The organism is Leuconostoc citreum (assembly GCF_004354555.1).
Classification (GTDB): Bacteria; Bacillota; Bacilli; order Lactobacillales; family Lactobacillaceae; genus Leuconostoc; species Leuconostoc citreum.
Window position 1 is genome coordinate 662,246 of the sequence record NZ_PUFH01000005.1, and the last position, 17,825, is coordinate 680,070.

Consider the following 17,825-nt stretch of genomic DNA (forward strand, 5'->3'; position numbering starts at 1 on the left):
TGCTATTATTTGGTTGCGTCTTTGGTATATTGGCGCCGCAAATCTTTGGCATTGGCAAGTGCCGTTTTAGAAACTTTATCGCCCGATAACATCATGGCAATGGCGCGCTCACGACCTGATTCATCTAGTGACGAAACCTGAGTTATTGTACGATCGTGTTCTGTTGTTTTAGCAATTAGAAAATGATGTGTGGCTGCAGCAGCAACTTGTGGTAAATGCGTAATCGCAAAAACCTGCGAGTCAGCTGCAATTGTCAACATTTTCTTAGCAATCGCCTGGGCTACACGTCCGGAAACACCGGTGTCTGCTTCATCAAACACAATTGAAATAATATGTTGCTGTTTAGCAAACGTCGTCTTCAATGCTAGCATTAATCGTGCTGTTTCACCGCCAGAAGCAATTTTAACTAATGGGGCCATACCTTCACCAACATTTGTCTGAACATAAAATTCTACGCTATCAGAGCCAGATGAAATAAAACCTTCAATGGGCTCAAAATGTACCGCAAATTCTGACCCTGTCATCAATAAGTCTGACAATTGCTGATTAACATCCTGTTCTAACTGACGTGCCACTTGCTGTCTAACTTCACGTAGTCTCATCGCTTTTTGACGCAAAGATTGACGTAAACTATTTTGCTTGACTTGTAACTTATCCACATTAAATGAATCATCTACCAACGTTGCAAGTTCAGCATTAACTTTTTCTTGAAAAGCCAAAACATCGGCCACTGTTGTCCCATATTTTCTTTCCAAACCATGAATCAACTGTAAGCGTTCTTCAATACGTAATAATTCTGATTCATCATAGGTTAATGCGCCTATCTGTTCATCAACATCTCGACCGACTTCTTGCGCCGTGTAATAACTATCGGCAATCGTTTTAGCTAGCTCAGCATAGGTATTATCATACGCCGCAATTTCTTGTAACTCGTGCATCGCTTCTGCCAATAGGTCTATTGCACCAGTTTGTTCGCCATTCAGCGCAAACTGTGTATTTTGTAAGCGATCAGCAATTTTCTTGTAATTTAACAATTTACCACGGGCATCCAATAAATCATTTTCTTCATTCAAACTCAAATCCGCTTCCATTAACTCTTGCTGCTGAAATTGTAGCAGGTCTAGTCGTTGCGTCATTTCTTGCTGTGATGTTTGAATTTTACGAATACGTTGGGTAATTGCACGAAACTCCAAAAATTCGCTTTGATAAGCTGACTTGACCTGCAACAACATGTCCCCACCAAATGCATCAAGCAACTGTATATGCTCATCTACATTAAGTAGTTGCTGTGTATCGTTTTGTCCTTGAATGTCGACCAGCTGTCGACCAATAATCGATAACGTTTTTAAGTTAATTAAAACACCATTGATTCTGATCACACTACGTCCGTTATGATTCAGCTCACGGTAAATAATCATTTGTCCATCATCAGCTTCAATGCCATGTTGGCTTAAAAGCGTTAGTAACGATTGATTGGTTGTAATACTAAATACAGCTTGTAAAATAGCTTTTTTGCTGCCATGTCGAACCATTTCAGAACTCGCACGACCGCCGGTTAATAGTAGTAAAGCGCCAATAATAATTGATTTACCTGCACCCGTTTCACCCGTTAAAACGGTCATGCCATCTTCAAATTGTAAATCAATTTTCTCAATAATGGCAAAATTTTCAATGACAAGATTTTCTAGCATATTCGCTTTCATGCTCCTAATACATTTCTATTTTTCCAGTAATTTCTGAATAATACTCGTCATTTCTGCTGTTGTCACACCATCTTTTAATAATACGAGTACCGTACCATCATCACTCAAAGTACCAAAAACCTCTGGAAAATTGACTTTTTCAAACAAGTTAGCAATTAACTGTGCACTACCAGGCTGTATTTTTAATAAAATTTGACCGCGTTGTGCACGTTGACTTAAAAATGATTGCTGCAACGCACGACGTAAACGTTGCAAATGCGGTCGGTCATCTTGTTTTGGCAAATGATAGTGAAAACCGCCATGAGCATTAGGGACCTTAATCAGTCCCAACTCATTGATATCTCGTGAAATAGTTGCTTGTGTCACTGTTTCGCCCAAGGTCTCAAAATAAGCAACAATGTCTTCTTGACGTCCTAGCGGTTGATTTTGAATAAGTGTCATGAGTGTTTTTTGACGTGTTTTTTTATTCATCATCCTTATTTCCTACATGGTTTAATTGCGCATAGGTTTGTTCGAGTAGCTTATCAATATCAATATCTGTATTCATAGTTGCTGTCTGTTCGCGCATCAAGATAGCTAAAAATTCAATATTGCCCTGCCCGCCCTTAATTGGTGAGTAGGTTAACCCTTTAATTGAAAAACCTTCTGCAAGCATCATTTGTACAGTCTTTTGTAACACATGCTTATGAACGTGTGGATCTTTAATAATCCCATTTTTACCGACATGCTCGCGACCCGCTTCAAACTGAGGCTTAATCAGTGCAACAACATGTCCGCCAGACGTAATAATTTGAGATAATGGTGGCAAAATTAGTCCAAGAGAAATAAATGACACATCAATCGTTGCAAATTGTGGTTGCCCAAACTTAAAATCATTTAATTGTGAGTAACGAAAATTAGTATTTTCCATCACTTTAACGCGCTCATCTGAACGCAATTTCCATGCTAATTGATTCGTCCCTACATCCAATGCATACACTAATTTGGCCCCATTTTGAAGGGCAACATCAGTAAAGCCACCTGTAGACGAGCCAATATCTAAAACAACTTTATCAGCGACCGAAATATCAAAATCATTGAGCGCTTTTTCTAACTTTAATCCGCCACGTGATACGTATTTTAGTTTTTCACCTTTAAAATGCAATTCCGTTGTAACAGGTATTTTCTGACCTGCTTTATCTAAACGTTCTTCATTGTCACCTAGTATTTCCCCCGCCATCACTGCTCGCTTAGCTTGTTCACGTGAGTCAAATAGGCCCTGTTGTACTAACAATATATCAACACGCTCTTTTTCTACAGCACTCATACTGATTCTCCAATTAAATCTAAAAATTCATCTAACAATTGCCGATCAAAACTGGCCTCACGCTGCGCAATATTAGTTAATCGTTGCCGTGCATCAGCAAGTAAATCATTTCGTGTACGCTTTGCAGCAGCCATACCTACAAGATGTGGTAATGAGTCAACAGCTTCGTCATTATCTTGATCAAAGTCATCAATATCATCTTGAATTTGAAAGGCTAGGCCAAAATCATAACCAAACTGATATAAATCATACTGCGTTTTCGGGTGTACTACTGTTGAAGCCATTTCCTGAGATAGTTTACCACCGATATCAGTTGCATAACTAATTAGTGCTGCTGTTTTCGGGGCATATACATCATTTAATAGCCAATCATAAGTCACATCAGATTTTTGATGGCCATGGTTCTGCATATCATGTATTTGACCAATAACCATACCATTAGCACCAGCATATCGTGATAACTGCCGTATGATGGTTATCACCTGCTCATCACTCACTTTTTGTACGTTCGCTGCCAACGCATTTGCTTCAGAAACAACCTGAAAAGCACCAGTTAACAAAGCATCACCAACTAAAATAGCTGATGATTCTCCAAATTTAGCATGAACACTTGGTTGTCCGCGACGCCAAAGATCATTATCCATGGCAGGTAAATCATCGTGCACAAGCGAATAAGAATGCACCCACTCCACCGCCGTTGCCAATTTTAGTAAATTGGGTGTCACGGACACATTAAAGCTGGATAGTACTGCCAAAGTTAATAACGGACGTAAACGTTTTCCGCCATTTAGCACAGCATAACACATCATCTGCGCAAATTCAGCATCGTCAGATATAGCAATTAAATCCGTCTGTAACTGTTGGTCAATTTTTGGACGCCAAATCGCTTGAAAATTTTTTAGATTAGTCATTAGTTAGTTCCAAATCGGTTAGTTTATCATCATCACTCATCACTTTAGCCAATGTTTCTTCTGCATGTTTGAGCGTGCCTTGCAATTCTTTTACCAAACCGACACCAGTTTGAAAATCAGCCAGAGCCGTCTCTAAAGGACGATCACCCTTCTCTAATTCACTAACAATGCCTTCTAATTGCTGTAACTTATCTTCGAATGTCTTTGTTTCACTCATGTGTTAGTTTGCTCGTTTCTATTATTTTTGCTTTTGCCACGCCATCGCTCAAGCGCAGATTAACTTGATCCTCTGCAGCAATTTCTTGAATACTTTTCACAACTTGTTGTTCTTTTTCCATCACTACAAAGCCACGGACTAATATTTTCAATGGGCTCATTGAGTCTAATTTAGCTGCTAGCAGCTGTAGTTTTTCTCTTGGTTGTTGTAATATCTGTTGGCTCATCTGCGATTGCCTCTGGGAAACAACTGTGAGACGGTGTCGAGCTGCAACAATGTGTTGTTGCATTAGTTGCTCAAGATCATGTCGTAATTGATCCACACGTTGATTATAGCCAACATACAAACGGTCTGGTTGTTGAAAAATGACGTGATTAGCTACGCGCGCAACGCGTTGACGTTTGACATCAATCTGCTGTTGCAGCGTTAATTGTAAACGCACTTGTAATTCGTTTAAACGTGTTATCAACTGTGTCAAGGTAACTGGCGTGGCTAACTCAGCTGCTGCTGTTGGCGTAGCCGCACGATGGTCTGCGACGAAATCAATCAGTGTATTATCTGTTTCGTGGCCGACTGAACTAACCACAGGAATGCTAAGCTCGGCGACAGTTCGTGCCAACATTTCATCATTGAATGCCCATAAGTCCTCTATGGAACCCCCACCACGACCAACAATCAATGTGTCATATTGATTTGATTTATCAATACGTTGGATTTGTTTAATAATCGTTTTTGCTGCTTTCTCTCCCTGAACAACGGCTGGATACAAAACAACTTGCGCACTTGGAAAACGACGTTGCACTGTTCTAACTATATCCTCAATGACGGCCCCAGTCGGCGAAGTTACCACTGCGATTTTTCGTGGTAATAGCGGTAATTTTTTCTTAGGAAAACTAAACAACCCTTCGGCTGATAATTTTTTCTTCAACTGTTCATATGCTAGAAATAAGGCTCCCACACCATCGGGTGTCATATCGTCCAAAATAATTGCATAGGTACCATTTGGCTCGTACAATTGTACATGGCCAACCGCATTTATTTTCATACCTTCTTCTGGCTGAAATTTTAGTCGATTAGCATACGAGAACATCGCAGCAGAAATTACGGCACGCCCACTTGGATCTTTAATTGAAAAGTAAAGATGCCGGCCACGCCGACGGCCCATATTAGAAATTTCACCAGTAACATAGACTTTTTGTAAATATGGATCTGCATCAAATTTACGCTTTAAATATGCTGTAAGTGCACTAATTGTTAAATATTTTTGAGTTTCAGACATAGTTTAATTATACCATTTTCATGTATATATACAAAAAAGCATAGCTAGACTATGCTTAATTTAATACTGTTACTGTGAATGTTTTATCGTTAGCATTGCGGATGAGAATCGCTTGCAATTCATTAGCCGTTTGGACCACAATACGGACTGGTACATTACTTGGTAAGAATTTAAGAGCGGACTGGGATACATATGTTGTAAAACTTTCGATTTCTGTTTGAGAATAGAACTGCGTATTCACTTTTACATCTAGACGTGTCAATGTACCAGACTTAAAATTAGCAACTGCTGTTGCGCCAGCAATATTAGGGAAAAAATTAGCAATATCGTTTTTAAAGTTTGCAAAACCACTATTTTCATCACTACCTAATTTAGATGTATCTGTGGCTTCTTTAGGTAAAACAATTGATTTGTCGCTAATGGTCGTCCAATCACTCAAAGTGTCTCCATGTGAGCTCTTAGCTTCAGCGTAAAAACCACCGGGCGCCAAAGAATCAGCTGGCGAATTAGCATACATTGCGATAACAATCGGGGTACTGTCAGATACGCCTGATTGCGCCCTCACCTTTGCGATGATTTTTGGCGCTATTTTTTTGCCATAGGCTACACGGTCTGCATCAGAAATGTTTTGCGTATAATTAGCACCATACTTTTCTTTTTGATACTGATCTTGGGTGTTCATCGCCACGCCAATAACCATACCGGATAGTTTTAAGTCGTTACCTTGCTTTGACATAAAATCTTGTTCCGTTAATGTCTGTACATAGGTTGGATTACGTGAGTCGTCGGTCTTTCCATTATCTTCAGGGTTCAAGCCATTTGGATTATCATTGCTTTGGCGGGCCAATAAATTAGTCACTGTATCAGCTGTTAAATATTGTCCCTCTTGAAAAATATATTGTGCTGGCTTAAACTGACTTTTTGACAACTCGAGTAAACTGGACTCAAAGTGCTTAACATCTAGCTGATTGGGTTCGGAAGTTGCTGTAATACCACGCGCAGCACTAACTAAATACCTGCCATCTTTAATCACTGTCTGATATTGTCCTGGCGTACTCTGTGTAATTTGGACACCGCTTGCTTTTTTGGTTGCAGTCGGTGACACACGGTTCATATTAAAAAAATAGAGTCCCCCGACAGTAAGAATTAAAATACCTACTGCAATTACCATATAACCGCGAAAACCAATTTTTCTCATTTATCAGTACCCTCTTTTGCTTGTGCTTCAATAAACGCCTGCTCATCCCAAACTGTCACACCAAGCGCATTAGCCTTATCTAATTTACTACCGGCGTCTTCACCAGCAATCAACAGGTCTGTCTTGGCTGAAACTGACCCCGTGACCTGTGCACCATGATCTTGTAGCCACTTTGTTGCTTCGGTCCGACTACCCTTTTCTAGTTTACCAGTTAAAACAATCTTTTTACCATAGAAAAATGACGTTTCATCAACGATGACATCAGATAAGTAGGTTTGGTTGACACCAGCTTCTCGTAATTCAATCAGCAATTGCTTGGCTTCAGGTGTTTTAAAATATTGTACCACTGAAAGCGCAATTGTTTCACCAATACCCGCAATACTAGCAATATCGATTACTGATGCATCAGCTATGGCTTGTAACGTTTTAAATTTTTCTGCAATCAGTCTTGCGGCCTTAGCACCAACCATCCGAATACCCAAGCCAAAAAGCAAACGTTCTAACGAATTACTTTTTGACGTCGTAATTGCAGATAAAAGATTGGTCACAGATTTTTCTTTAAACTTGTCTAAAGAAAGCAGTTGTGTTTCCTGAAGACGATATATCGAAGCCACATCTTGAATATAATTGGCCTTGAGCAACTGACTAACAACTCTAGGACCCATACCATCAATATTCATGGCATTGCGAGAAGCAAAATGTGTGAGCTTTTCTTGGATTTGTGCCACACAAAATGGGTTAATGCATCTCAAGGCCACTTCCCCATCTAAGTGCACTAACTCTGAGTGACATGCCGGACAAAATGTTGGGATATCATATACCTGATTATTTGCTGGTCGCTCAGCTAACAGCACTTGTCCAATTTCTGGAATAATATCGCCAGCTTTATGCAAAGTTACTGTGTCTCCTATTCGAATGTCTTTGGCATTCAAATAATCTGGATTGTGCAAGCTAGCGCGCTGCACAGTTGTGCCGGCTAATTGGACTGGATCCATCACAGCAGTAGGGGTAACTGCCCCAGTACGGCCGACTGTCCATTCGATGTCAAGCACAACAGTCAAAGCCTCTTCGGGTGGAAATTTATAAGCAATTGCCCAACGTGGAATTTTAACAGTGTGTCCTAAATCGAGTTGATTGTCTAAGTGATTGACTTTAACAACCACACCATCTATGCCATAAGCCAATCGCTCACGTTGCGAGGTATACTCAGCAATATAGGCATCAATATCAGCCATTTTGGCGATGACACGGTTATGGTCATCCGTTGGTAAACCAAGCGCTGCAAAGCGCTCTAGAGCACCGCTCTGTGTTGTTACCCCAATGGCATCTGGATCAGCTGTATAGTAAACAAAAGCTGATAACTCACGTTTTTTAGTGATAGCAACGTTTAATTGTCTTAGCGAACCCGCTGCAGCATTACGTGGATTAGCGAAGGGCTCTAACCCATCAGCCTCACGCTGTTTGTTTAAGGTTGCAAAGCTTGATTTGGGCATATAAATTTCGCCGCGCACCTCAATGGTTATTGGCTCAGTTAGCGTTTGAGGAATACTACGAATTGTTTTCACATTCGCCGTAACATCTTCTCCAATACTACCATTACCACGCGTAGAAGCTTGTACAAGTTTACCATCAACGTAAGTTAGTGCGACAGCTAAACCATCAATTTTCAACTCTAAATTATATTCAGATTGAAAACCCAAAGTTTTTGTTGTCCGTTCATCCCATTCTTGCAACTCCTCTAAACTAAAAACGTCCCCTAACGATAGCATTGGTGCCGGATGAACAACTTTTGCCAATCCTGATTTAACTTTTGCGCCACCAACATTTTGTGTTGGCGAATCAGGTGTCACAAACTGTGGAAACTGTGCTTCTAGTAACACTAGCCGAGCATAAAACGCGTCATAAATGTAATCTTCAACAAGTGGCGCATCTTCTTCATAGTATGCTACACCATAATCGGTAAGTCTTTTTTGCAAAGTGGCAATTTCTTGCTGTGCCATCTGCGTGGTTAAATTATTCACTGGTGTAAATTCTGGTAACATATTTTTTCCTAATTTCATCACAATGATATAAAAGTGGTCCTAAAATTGTCTCATACAATTCAGAAGCCTAGCCTAGTCCACTTTCTGAATTGGGGCAAAAGCCGCTAATAACTGCTTCACCCCTTCAGATGGAAAAGCTACTTTTAATTCTTGATCATCAGCACGACCAGACACTGAAATTACTGTGCCAACGCCCCATTTTTTATGTGATACCTTATCACCAGTCGACCATGAAGTTTGATCGCCGCCGGTAACACCATTTGTAATTTTAGTGACCGGTGTCGCCTGATACGTTGTTGCTGTTGCAAGCTGCATTTTACGGTCAAATGGCAAGGTTTTTTTCTGTGTCTTGTCTCGTGATAGACCAGAATACGCTGTTTCCAATAGTTCTGGTGAAATTTCAGCAATAAAACGCGACGGCTCGTTGGCTTGAGTACGTCCGTATAGTAATCTTGAAAAAGCATTTGTTAAAAACAGCTTTTTCATAGCACGCGTAATGCCAACATATGCCAAGCGACGCTCCTCTTCCAATAAATCTTCATCCATCATGGCACGTGATAGAGGAAAAATACCTTCCTCTAGACCAATTAAGAATACCACAGGAAATTCCAACCCTTTGGCAGCATGTAATGTCATCAAAGTAACTGCACCATCACCCTCTTCAAAGTCGTCCAAATCACTCATCAAAGCAGTCGTGCCAAGAAAATCCGTCACTGGGTCGATAGACTCGGGATCTTCTGGTTGATATTTATCATCAAACTCTTTAGTCACAGACAAGAATTCTTCTAAGTTTTCCAAACGCGCTTGACTATCAGGATCATTTTTCTCGGCTAACATTTGCCGGTAACCAGACTGCGTCATGACAAGTTCTGTTAATTCAGTTACATTTAAAAATTCTGATTGTTGGCGTAAATTATGCATTATTTCAGCAAAAGTCAAAAACTTACTTGCTGCCTTTGTTGTAATAGATGGTGCTAATTCGATACTTTCAATGGCTTTCATATAAGATACATTTAAGCGATTAGCCAATTCCCGTAACCGAGTTAAGGATGTCGCCCCTAATCCGCGCTTTGGCTCATTAACAACCCGCTCAAAAGCAGCATTATCATCTGGATTAGTAATTAAACTCATGTAAGCCATAATATCTAAGATTTCTTTACGTTCGTAGAATTTATGACCGCCGACCATACTATAAGGCATATTAGCCTTAACAAGTGATTCTTCTATATTACGCGACTGCGCATTTGTCCGATAAAGCACTGCAAAATCACTATAAGCCATATGTTTCGTCTCACGTAACTGCTGTATATTTGACAAAATAAAATTTGCTTCATCATGCTCTGTCTGTGCACGGTAATATGTAATTTGATCGCCTTTACCGTTTTCAGTCCACAATTTTTTAGGTACACGTTCATTATTATGATTAATGACTGCATTGGCTGCGTCTAAAATATTTTGCGTTGAACGGTAATTTTGCTCTAACATAACTGTATGGGCATTTGGATAATCTTTTTCGAAATTCAAAATATTATTCATATTTGCCCCACGCCAACCATAGATTGACTGGTCGGCATCACCGACAACGGCCAAATTTTTAGAGCGTTGCGCTAATAAATTAACAATTGTATATTGGGCATCATTGGTATCCTGATATTCATCAACATGCAGGTATTCAAACTGTTGCTGATAGCGCGCTAACACATCTGGCGCCGATTGAAAAAGGTCAATAGTGAGCATAATTAAGTCATCAAAATCAACACTTTGAGAACGCTTTAATTCAGCTTGGTAAGCAGTATAGACCTCTGCCACAGTTTCTTGAAAAGCATTATCAGCAGCTTTAGCATAATCACGTGGTCGCAACATGTCATTTTTTGCGTTGGAAATCATGCCTAGGATTGTGCGCGGATCGTACTGATTTGTATCCAGATTCAAATCATTAATCACCCGCTTCATTAATGTGCGCTGTGCACTGGTATCAATAATTGTAAAATTCTTTGCTAACCCAATAGCTTCGCCGTCCCGACGTAAAATTCGCACCGCTAGAGCATGAAAAGTTGACACCCAAATATCACGAGCAACATCTTCAGACAACAATGCCGCAATTCTTTCACGCATTTCACGCGCTGCTTTATTGGTAAAAGTAATCGCTAAAATACGCCACGGAAAAACATTAAGGTCTTGTACTAGGTGGGCAATACGATGTGTCAAAACACGTGTTTTACCAGAACCGGCACCGGCCATAATTAAGAGTGGCCCTTCTGTTGTCTGAACTGCTTCAGCTTGTTTATTATTCATTCCATTGGTGAGTGTTTCTACTGACATGTGTGCTCCTATAGTGTAAATTAACTCTTATTATTATAACAGATTTGAATATGAACAAACGTTCGTATTAGAGAAAATAAAAAAACGGAACATTTCCGTTTTTATTTTTGTGGTACATCAAAGCGCGACAAATGCCACGTCTGAATAATTGCGATGAGCTTTTCTGCATAAGTTGGATCAGTGGCATACCCATCTTTTGTCAATGCATTAGCTGCTGCCTGATAATCTTTGGCCGCTAAAACATGCTGATATTGGGCCGCATTCCAACTCGTGCCATGATAAAGTAATTCAGCATGCGCCTTCATACTCTCTTGCCATGAATCATAAGCTGCAAAGCGCCCTTGAATAGTGACCCATTCGCCATTTTGAAACTCCTGGGTTGGTAAAACAACACTTTTTTGCCCTGCGTCAGCTTTAATGCCGAATAAATTATTATACTGTGTCGATAGCGTCGAAGTATGCCAATCTGACTCTAAAATAGCCTGCGCGATACTAATTGACGCAATCACACCGTACTTTTCTTGCATTAATCGCGCATATGGTGCTAGTTGATTAATCCAAGCTATTTTTTGTTGACGCACAACGTCTTGTCCTTGTGCATTTTCTTTGTTGTATATTAGCGTTTGCGACCAAAAAGTTGCGCCAATTGCCAACACTAAAATACTGCTTATCCATAACCAGAGATTCAAACGAAATATTTTCTTTTTGCCACGTCTTTTTCTTTTTGCCATTTAACCCAAATCATCCATTGCTAATAGTTGTTGAAAGTGTGTTGCATTTTTTGCTAAATCAGTAGGTGTCCCCGACAAAGTAAATTGCCCTTTTTCAAGAAAATAAACTTGATCAGCTGCCCAAATACCCGTCAAATGATGTGTCACCCAGATAATTGTGCGATCTGCTAATACAGTAAATATTTGCTGTAACACCTCATGCTCTGTTTTAGGATCTAAACTCACGGTGGGTTCATCTAAGATGACTATTGGTGCATCTTGCAGTAAAATACGTGCCAAAGCAAAACGTTGGCGCTCACCACCAGAAAAACGTGTGCCTGCTTCTTGCATAGATGTGTTATAACCACTAGGCAATCGGTCAATTAAAGGCTGCAATCCCGCTTGTTGAATAGCAATTTTGATTTGCTCATCTGTCGCTGAGAGATTGCCCATACGCACATTGTTTAAAATGCTGGTATCAAATAAATAAGCTTGTTGGTCTAATACCGCTACTAATTGAGAGAGCTGTTGTTGTAAAGCGCTGACATCATGACCGCCAATTGTGACTTGACCACTCACTGGTAAAATATCACCGGTAATTAACTTTAACAACGTCGTTTTCCCGGAACCAGAACGTCCTAACAGAGCAATCTTTTGACCAGGTACAACTGTTAGGTTAAGTTGACGAATAATCGCTTTATCATCATATTTAAAAGTAACATTTTTCAAAGCAACGGTTTCATCTGTCACATCAAGATGTGGTGTTGCTTTGATTGTATTTTCAGGTAGTGCATTCAATCGTTTGATACTATCTTCATAAAATGACGATTCACTGACGCCCTGATTAACACCAAGAAAGCTATCAACCAAAGGAAAAACAGCCAAAGTAAAGGCAGCAATAAAATTGATAGCAATATGATTATTTGAGAATTGTGCGCCAGCCCAAAATAAAGTGGTAATCACTAAAATTAGCGATAGCATTTGAATTAGAAAATCACGCCACCAGCCAAAATGCATACTGTTATTCTTAGTTGCCGCTAAATCAGCCATCACTCGCCCTTGGTAAGTCACAAGATCTCGTTGTCGTCCGGATGATATCCAATCCTGTAAACCTAAGATTGCATCAGTTGCATCGGTGTAAAGTTGCGCTTGCAATTGCTTTTGCCGGTGAACCCGTGATCGATTAGCTAACAGACTTAAGAGTGGCACAATAATCATAATCACCGCTAACATGACAAACCACCATAACATAAATAACCAGTTAACAACACCAAAGCCAATGGCAACGAATAGATAGAGTAGAATTCCTGCGCCTAAGGGAAATATTGTTCTTAGGTAAAGATTTTGTAAGCGATCCAAATCATCAGCCAATAAGCTGAGGACTTCACCTGTTTGTAGCTGACCACGGATTTTACTAGCTGAACTGGCAACACTATCATACAAACGTTGACGTGATTTTGATACAAATCGCAACACCCAGTTATGAGATACTAACCGCTGTGCATATCGAAAAATTGGTCTTGCAATACCAAAGCCACGTGTCAAGACGATAGGGACATAAATCAGTAAAATGTTATCTGGCCGTTGCGCTGCACGTGAGATTAAATAGCCAGAAATAAACATCAAGCCAGCAGCAGCAAAAATAGTCATAAAACTTAAAATAATGGACCAAAACAAACCTGTTTTTTGCTGTTTTAAAAATGGTACAAGCCATCTATCTTGTTGCAGCATTTTTTTTACTTTCATGATGACGCGCCTCTCAATTCAGAACGTAGTTGATTTAAAGCACTTTCCGTGTCTGCTAATAATTTATTAGGCTCGCCTTGTTCCACTATGACACCATTGTGCATAACAAGAACGTAATCCATCTGATCTAACCAATGTAATCGATGCGTTGCAAAGAAAACAAGATGAGACGCTAAAATAGGTGCCATCGTTTGCTTCAAGTCATATTCTGTTTCAACATCTAAATGCGCAGTTGGTTCATCAAATAGTAAGACTTTTCGTTGTGTGTCTAACAATAGTCTGGCCAATGCAATACGTTGTGCTTGACCACCGGACACCTGTCGCCCGCTTTCACCCATCATTGTATCTAAGCCATCAGGCAATTCTGCCACAAATGGTGCCAAGCCAGCTTGTGTCACTGCACGCTCGATTAGCTTGTCACTGACATCAGGTGCATAAAAAGTAATATTCTTTTTTAAAGTCTCATGAAAAATATAAGGTTGTTGTGGCATATAGAAAAATTGTGATTGCCAGTCCTTTTGCGCTAAGTGTGGTAAGGTTTGGTGATTGATGCTTATTTTACCATCGCTGGGTTGCAAAAAGCCACCAATGACACTTAGCAATGTCGATTTTCCCGAACCACTTTCACCAACAATAGCAATTTTTTGATATCCAGTTGCTTCGATATTAATAGCCTTCAGCATTGGTTCGCCCTCAGTATAGCTAAATGACATATCTTGTAAAGTTAATTGACTGTCACTCGTCCATGCATCTAGCGTAAGCACATTTTGATCAGCAATATCTGGCCGTTCAATCATTGATAAGACATCTGTTAAGGCATTTTTCCCATTCAAAGTTGCATGATAATCATCAGAAAAGTTCCGTAATGGCAAAAAGTATTCTGGTGCTAAAATCAAAATCGTCAACGCTGGCAACAAAGTCATATGACCATCTAATAAATCAAATCCTAAAAAAACGGCAACAACCGCAATAGAGAGCGTTGTAAAAAAATCCAAAGCAAAGGTCGAAGTCATTGCAATACGCAAAGTGCGCATAGTTGTTTTACGATAGTCCTCAGAAATATCATAAATTTCATCACTGTAAGAGTCAGCTAAACCCAATTGCTTTAATGTCGGTAACCCTCTTAACGCATCGACAAAACGGTTATTCAGATTTTTAAAGTTAGCAAATTCTGCATCAGCTTTACTTTGTGCTGCTAAACCTAAAATGACAAAAAATAAAATGATGACTGGAAATATGAGTAGTAAGAATAAGCCTTGTTCCCATTTGATGTAGAAAATATAAAGTAAGATTAACCAGGGAATAATACCCAAATCAAATACTTTAATTAACAATAACTGGAAATAATTTTTTACATTATCTAACCCTGCACCAAGTGTTGTCACAGCATTACCAGTTCCCTGCTCAATCGTTAATGTTGAACCCAAAGCTGTATATTTAGTTAATAGTTGTTGCCGATAAGTTTCAACTGCCTCATCCGCATATTTTGACATATAGTGATTCTTAAATACAACCAATAATTGACGTACAACAAAAGCAATTGCAAAAAAAGCAATTGCTGATGTCGTTTGACTAATCGCTTTACCCTGCCACAAATTGACAATCGCAATTGCCATAAAAATGCCTTGGGCTAAGATAGCTAAAGCTTGAATACCGGTCATCATAACCAAACCAACTAATATACCAATAATGCCTTTTAATTTAAATAGCCTTTTATCTATCATTTAATTATTCCTAAATTCGTTTATCATACTGCTATTTTAAAACAAAAAACGTCTACTTAATTGTAAACGTTTTTTGCCGTTTTATTCAACTACTTTATGAGAGACAATGCGCTTGCGGAAAACCCAGAAGCTCCAGATTTGGTAACCAAGGGTTACCGGCAAAGCTGTAACGACAACGATTGTCATTACTTTCAAAGTATAAGTGGAAGACGACGTGTTCATGATGTTGAGTGTGTGTAACGGATTGTTGGCAACCATGACTCGTGGGAAAAGGCCAACAAAGAGTAAGACAACAACTTCAACTAAAGTTAAGCCAGACAACACAAACGGCAATTTTTCCATTTTCTGTTTGATTGCCAAGAGCCAACCGATAACTGTGGTCAAAACAATGACGACTAAGATACTTAATGTCCATACAGTTTGCGTTTGAATAAAATCAGTATAGAAGAATAGTAACACAGCAAACAATGCTTCACCTGCCAATAAAATTGGATACAGATACTCTAATTGTTTTAGTGCACGTGTTCTCAACTTACCATCAATTCGCAATCGTGTATAATTCAACCCATGAACATAACTCATCAATGATACCGCAACACCACCAACTAAGGAAAAGGGTGTCACATAATCAAAGAAACCGGCAGAAAGATTACCCCGAGCATCAATTGGCATACCTGAGACCATGGCTGTAAAAATCATACCCAAGAAAAACGGTACTAAAAATGATGTTAGCGCGATTAATCGTTCCCAAAGTTGTGTGCCTTGAATGGTTGGCATATGTTCACGGAATTCAAATGATACACCACGATAAATCAAAGACAATAAAACAATGAACAACATGAGATAGAAGCCTGAGAAAAGAGAGGCATACCATGCTGGAAAGGCAGCAAAAGTTGCACCACCTGCTGTAACCAACCACACTTCGTTAGCATCCCAATTAGGACCAATAGCTTGGTAAAGCGCTTCACGATCTTTTTGATCTCTGGCATTTAACGCAAATTGCATGCCAATACCAAAGTCAAAGCCTTCTAAGAAAAAGAACCCTGCCCACAAGACACCAATCAATACAAACCATATAATTTCTAAAATAGTCATTAAGCTTCAGCCCCCTTTGCTAAATTATCATAAGGGTCACTAGGTGATAATTCTTCTGTTTCCTCTGCATTTGGTCCTGCATGTAGCACACGGCGTGACAGCCAAATCATGATTCCGCCTAACGTTGCAAAAGTCAGGAAGTAGATGATATTTGAAATCAACAATGACAGGACAGATACATTTGGTGAGACAGCAGCACTAATTGGCATTAAGCCATAAACAACCCAAGGATACCGTCCTAATTCCGTCACTAGCCAACCTGCTGTATTAATGATAAATGGTACAAAGGTCGCAATTCCTAATATCCAAAGGAACCAACGCTGGGTGTGGATAAGTTGTGTTTTACGACGATTCATCCATAATGCGACAAGGCCAAGCATCATTAAGCCACCTGCGCCGACTGCCATGACACGGAAAGCGTAGAACAATGTATTTTCAGGGACATAATAATTTTTAATATCCCCGTGCGTTTTACCGTATTGCTTTTCGAGTTGCTTTTCAAGTTCAGTTGTACCTGTTGTGTTTCCACCTGTCAAAGAATGATTACCCAAAATAGACAGAACATATGGAATTTCAATACGTGCAATCACTTTATGTGTATCCGGGTTTGTAACCGAAATCAGTGACCACGGTTGTGCCTTATCCTTACGTTCAGACGATGTGATTGTTTTATCAACACCTTCCATAGCAGCATATTTCATAGGTTGCATCGATTGTAATTCAAATGCATGCTTGTCACCAGTAGCCAACGCCCCAACGACACCAACCAAACCAACAATTAAAGCAATATTAATTGATTTACGGAAAAACAATACTTCCTTGTCGTTTTTCTTCAATTTCAATAGTTTGAAGGCAGACATACCAGCCACTAAGAAACCGGCAGTAACTAGCGTACCCACAACAACGTGTGGAAACTCAACCCAGAGTTGCCTATTTGATAGCAAAGCACCAAAACTCTTTAATTCGGCACGTCCCATGTGGTTATCAATAGCATAACCAACTGGGTTTTGCATAAACGAATTGGCAGCTAAAATCCACAGTGATGAGATAGCCGACCCAATGGTTGTTATCCAAATAAACAGAACATGAATACTTGGCTTGAAGCGATCCCATGTAAACGACCAAAGACCAATAAATGTTGATTCTGCAAAGAAAGCAACCAACGCTTCAATCGCCAATAATGACCCGAAGATATCACCAACATAGCGCGAATATTCAGACCAATTCATACCAAATTGAAATTCCTGTATCAAACCAGTCACAACGCCGACGGCAAAACTCAATAGGAAAATTTTACCCCAAAATTGCGCCATTTTTTTGTATATCTCATCTTTTTTGATGACATACATTGTTTCCATGATTGACACAACAACCCCTAAACCAATCGACATTGGCACAAAGAAAAAGTGGAATATCGTTGTCATTGCGAATTGGAAACGTGCGAGATCTAAAATCCCTACTAAAGTAACCATTTGTTCCTCCAACGTACTCATAATACACAATAATCAACGAGATTGATGTGTTATTATGGGCACAACTTAAATATTCAAGACATTATTATTGCCTTCTCTA

General features: G+C 39.6%; 14 protein-coding genes. All 14 read right to left on the reverse strand.

Annotated features, from left to right (window positions below):
- Nucleotides 1-5: 5 nt before the first annotated feature.
- Nucleotides 6-1,691 (reverse strand): DNA repair protein RecN, encoded by a 1,686-nt coding sequence (gene recN, locus C5L21_RS07615; protein ID WP_004908955.1) that lies wholly within the window; start codon nucleotides 1,689-1,691, stop codon nucleotides 6-8.
- Between the two features lie 27 nt (nucleotides 1,692-1,718).
- On the reverse strand, nucleotides 1,719-2,174 hold the full coding sequence (locus C5L21_RS07620; RefSeq protein WP_004903105.1) for an arginine repressor: 456 nt from the start codon (nucleotides 2,172-2,174) through the stop codon (nucleotides 1,719-1,721).
- Nucleotides 2,167-3,009 (reverse strand): TlyA family RNA methyltransferase, encoded by an 843-nt coding sequence (locus C5L21_RS07625; protein ID WP_004905624.1) that lies wholly within the window; start codon nucleotides 3,007-3,009, stop codon nucleotides 2,167-2,169. Before C5L21_RS07625 ends, C5L21_RS07620 begins: the two co-directional genes overlap by 8 nt.
- The gene (locus C5L21_RS07630) at nucleotides 3,006-3,920 is read right to left on the reverse strand and encodes a polyprenyl synthetase family protein (protein WP_085698789.1); all 915 of its coding nucleotides are present in this window, start codon (nucleotides 3,918-3,920) and stop codon (nucleotides 3,006-3,008) included. Before C5L21_RS07630 ends, C5L21_RS07625 begins: the two co-directional genes overlap by 4 nt.
- On the reverse strand, nucleotides 3,913-4,137 hold the full coding sequence (locus tag C5L21_RS07635; RefSeq protein ID WP_004903115.1) for an exodeoxyribonuclease VII small subunit: 225 nt from the start codon (nucleotides 4,135-4,137) through the stop codon (nucleotides 3,913-3,915). The genes C5L21_RS07630 and C5L21_RS07635 overlap by 8 nt, the downstream gene beginning before the upstream one ends.
- Complete coding sequence (xseA, locus tag C5L21_RS07640; protein ID WP_040189961.1) at nucleotides 4,130-5,416, reverse strand: exodeoxyribonuclease VII large subunit; 1,287 nt, start codon at nucleotides 5,414-5,416, stop codon at nucleotides 4,130-4,132. Before xseA ends, C5L21_RS07635 begins: the two co-directional genes overlap by 8 nt.
- A 55-nt stretch (nucleotides 5,417-5,471) precedes the next feature.
- Nucleotides 5,472-6,614, reverse strand: a complete 1,143-nt coding sequence (locus C5L21_RS07645; RefSeq protein ID WP_085698787.1) for a CamS family sex pheromone protein — start codon at nucleotides 6,612-6,614, stop codon at nucleotides 5,472-5,474.
- On the reverse strand, nucleotides 6,611-8,656 hold the full coding sequence (gene ligA / locus C5L21_RS07650) for an NAD-dependent DNA ligase LigA (protein ID WP_085698785.1): 2,046 nt from the start codon (nucleotides 8,654-8,656) through the stop codon (nucleotides 6,611-6,613). The genes C5L21_RS07645 and ligA overlap by 4 nt, the downstream gene beginning before the upstream one ends.
- Nucleotides 8,657-8,728: 72 nt before the next feature.
- Nucleotides 8,729-10,978, reverse strand: coding sequence for a DNA helicase PcrA (gene pcrA, locus C5L21_RS07655; RefSeq protein WP_085698783.1), 2,250 nt, complete (start codon nucleotides 10,976-10,978; stop codon nucleotides 8,729-8,731).
- 101 nt (nucleotides 10,979-11,079) lie between these two features.
- The gene (locus C5L21_RS07660) at nucleotides 11,080-11,709 is read right to left on the reverse strand and encodes a glycoside hydrolase family 73 protein (protein ID WP_004903126.1); all 630 of its coding nucleotides are present in this window, start codon (nucleotides 11,707-11,709) and stop codon (nucleotides 11,080-11,082) included.
- A complete protein-coding gene (cydC, locus tag C5L21_RS07665; RefSeq protein ID WP_085698781.1) occupies nucleotides 11,710-13,434 on the reverse strand; it encodes a thiol reductant ABC exporter subunit CydC in 1,725 nt (574 codons plus the stop codon).
- The gene (cydD, locus tag C5L21_RS07670) at nucleotides 13,431-15,158 is read right to left on the reverse strand and encodes a thiol reductant ABC exporter subunit CydD (protein ID WP_004903130.1); all 1,728 of its coding nucleotides are present in this window, start codon (nucleotides 15,156-15,158) and stop codon (nucleotides 13,431-13,433) included. The genes cydC and cydD overlap by 4 nt, the downstream gene beginning before the upstream one ends.
- Before the next feature lie 81 nt (nucleotides 15,159-15,239).
- Nucleotides 15,240-16,253, reverse strand: coding sequence for a cytochrome d ubiquinol oxidase subunit II (gene cydB / locus C5L21_RS07675; protein ID WP_004903133.1), 1,014 nt, complete (start codon nucleotides 16,251-16,253; stop codon nucleotides 15,240-15,242).
- Nucleotides 16,253-17,725, reverse strand: coding sequence for a cytochrome ubiquinol oxidase subunit I (locus tag C5L21_RS07680; RefSeq protein ID WP_004903135.1), 1,473 nt, complete (start codon nucleotides 17,723-17,725; stop codon nucleotides 16,253-16,255). Before C5L21_RS07680 ends, cydB begins: the two co-directional genes overlap by 1 nt.
- Between the last annotated feature and the right edge of the window lie 100 nt (nucleotides 17,726-17,825).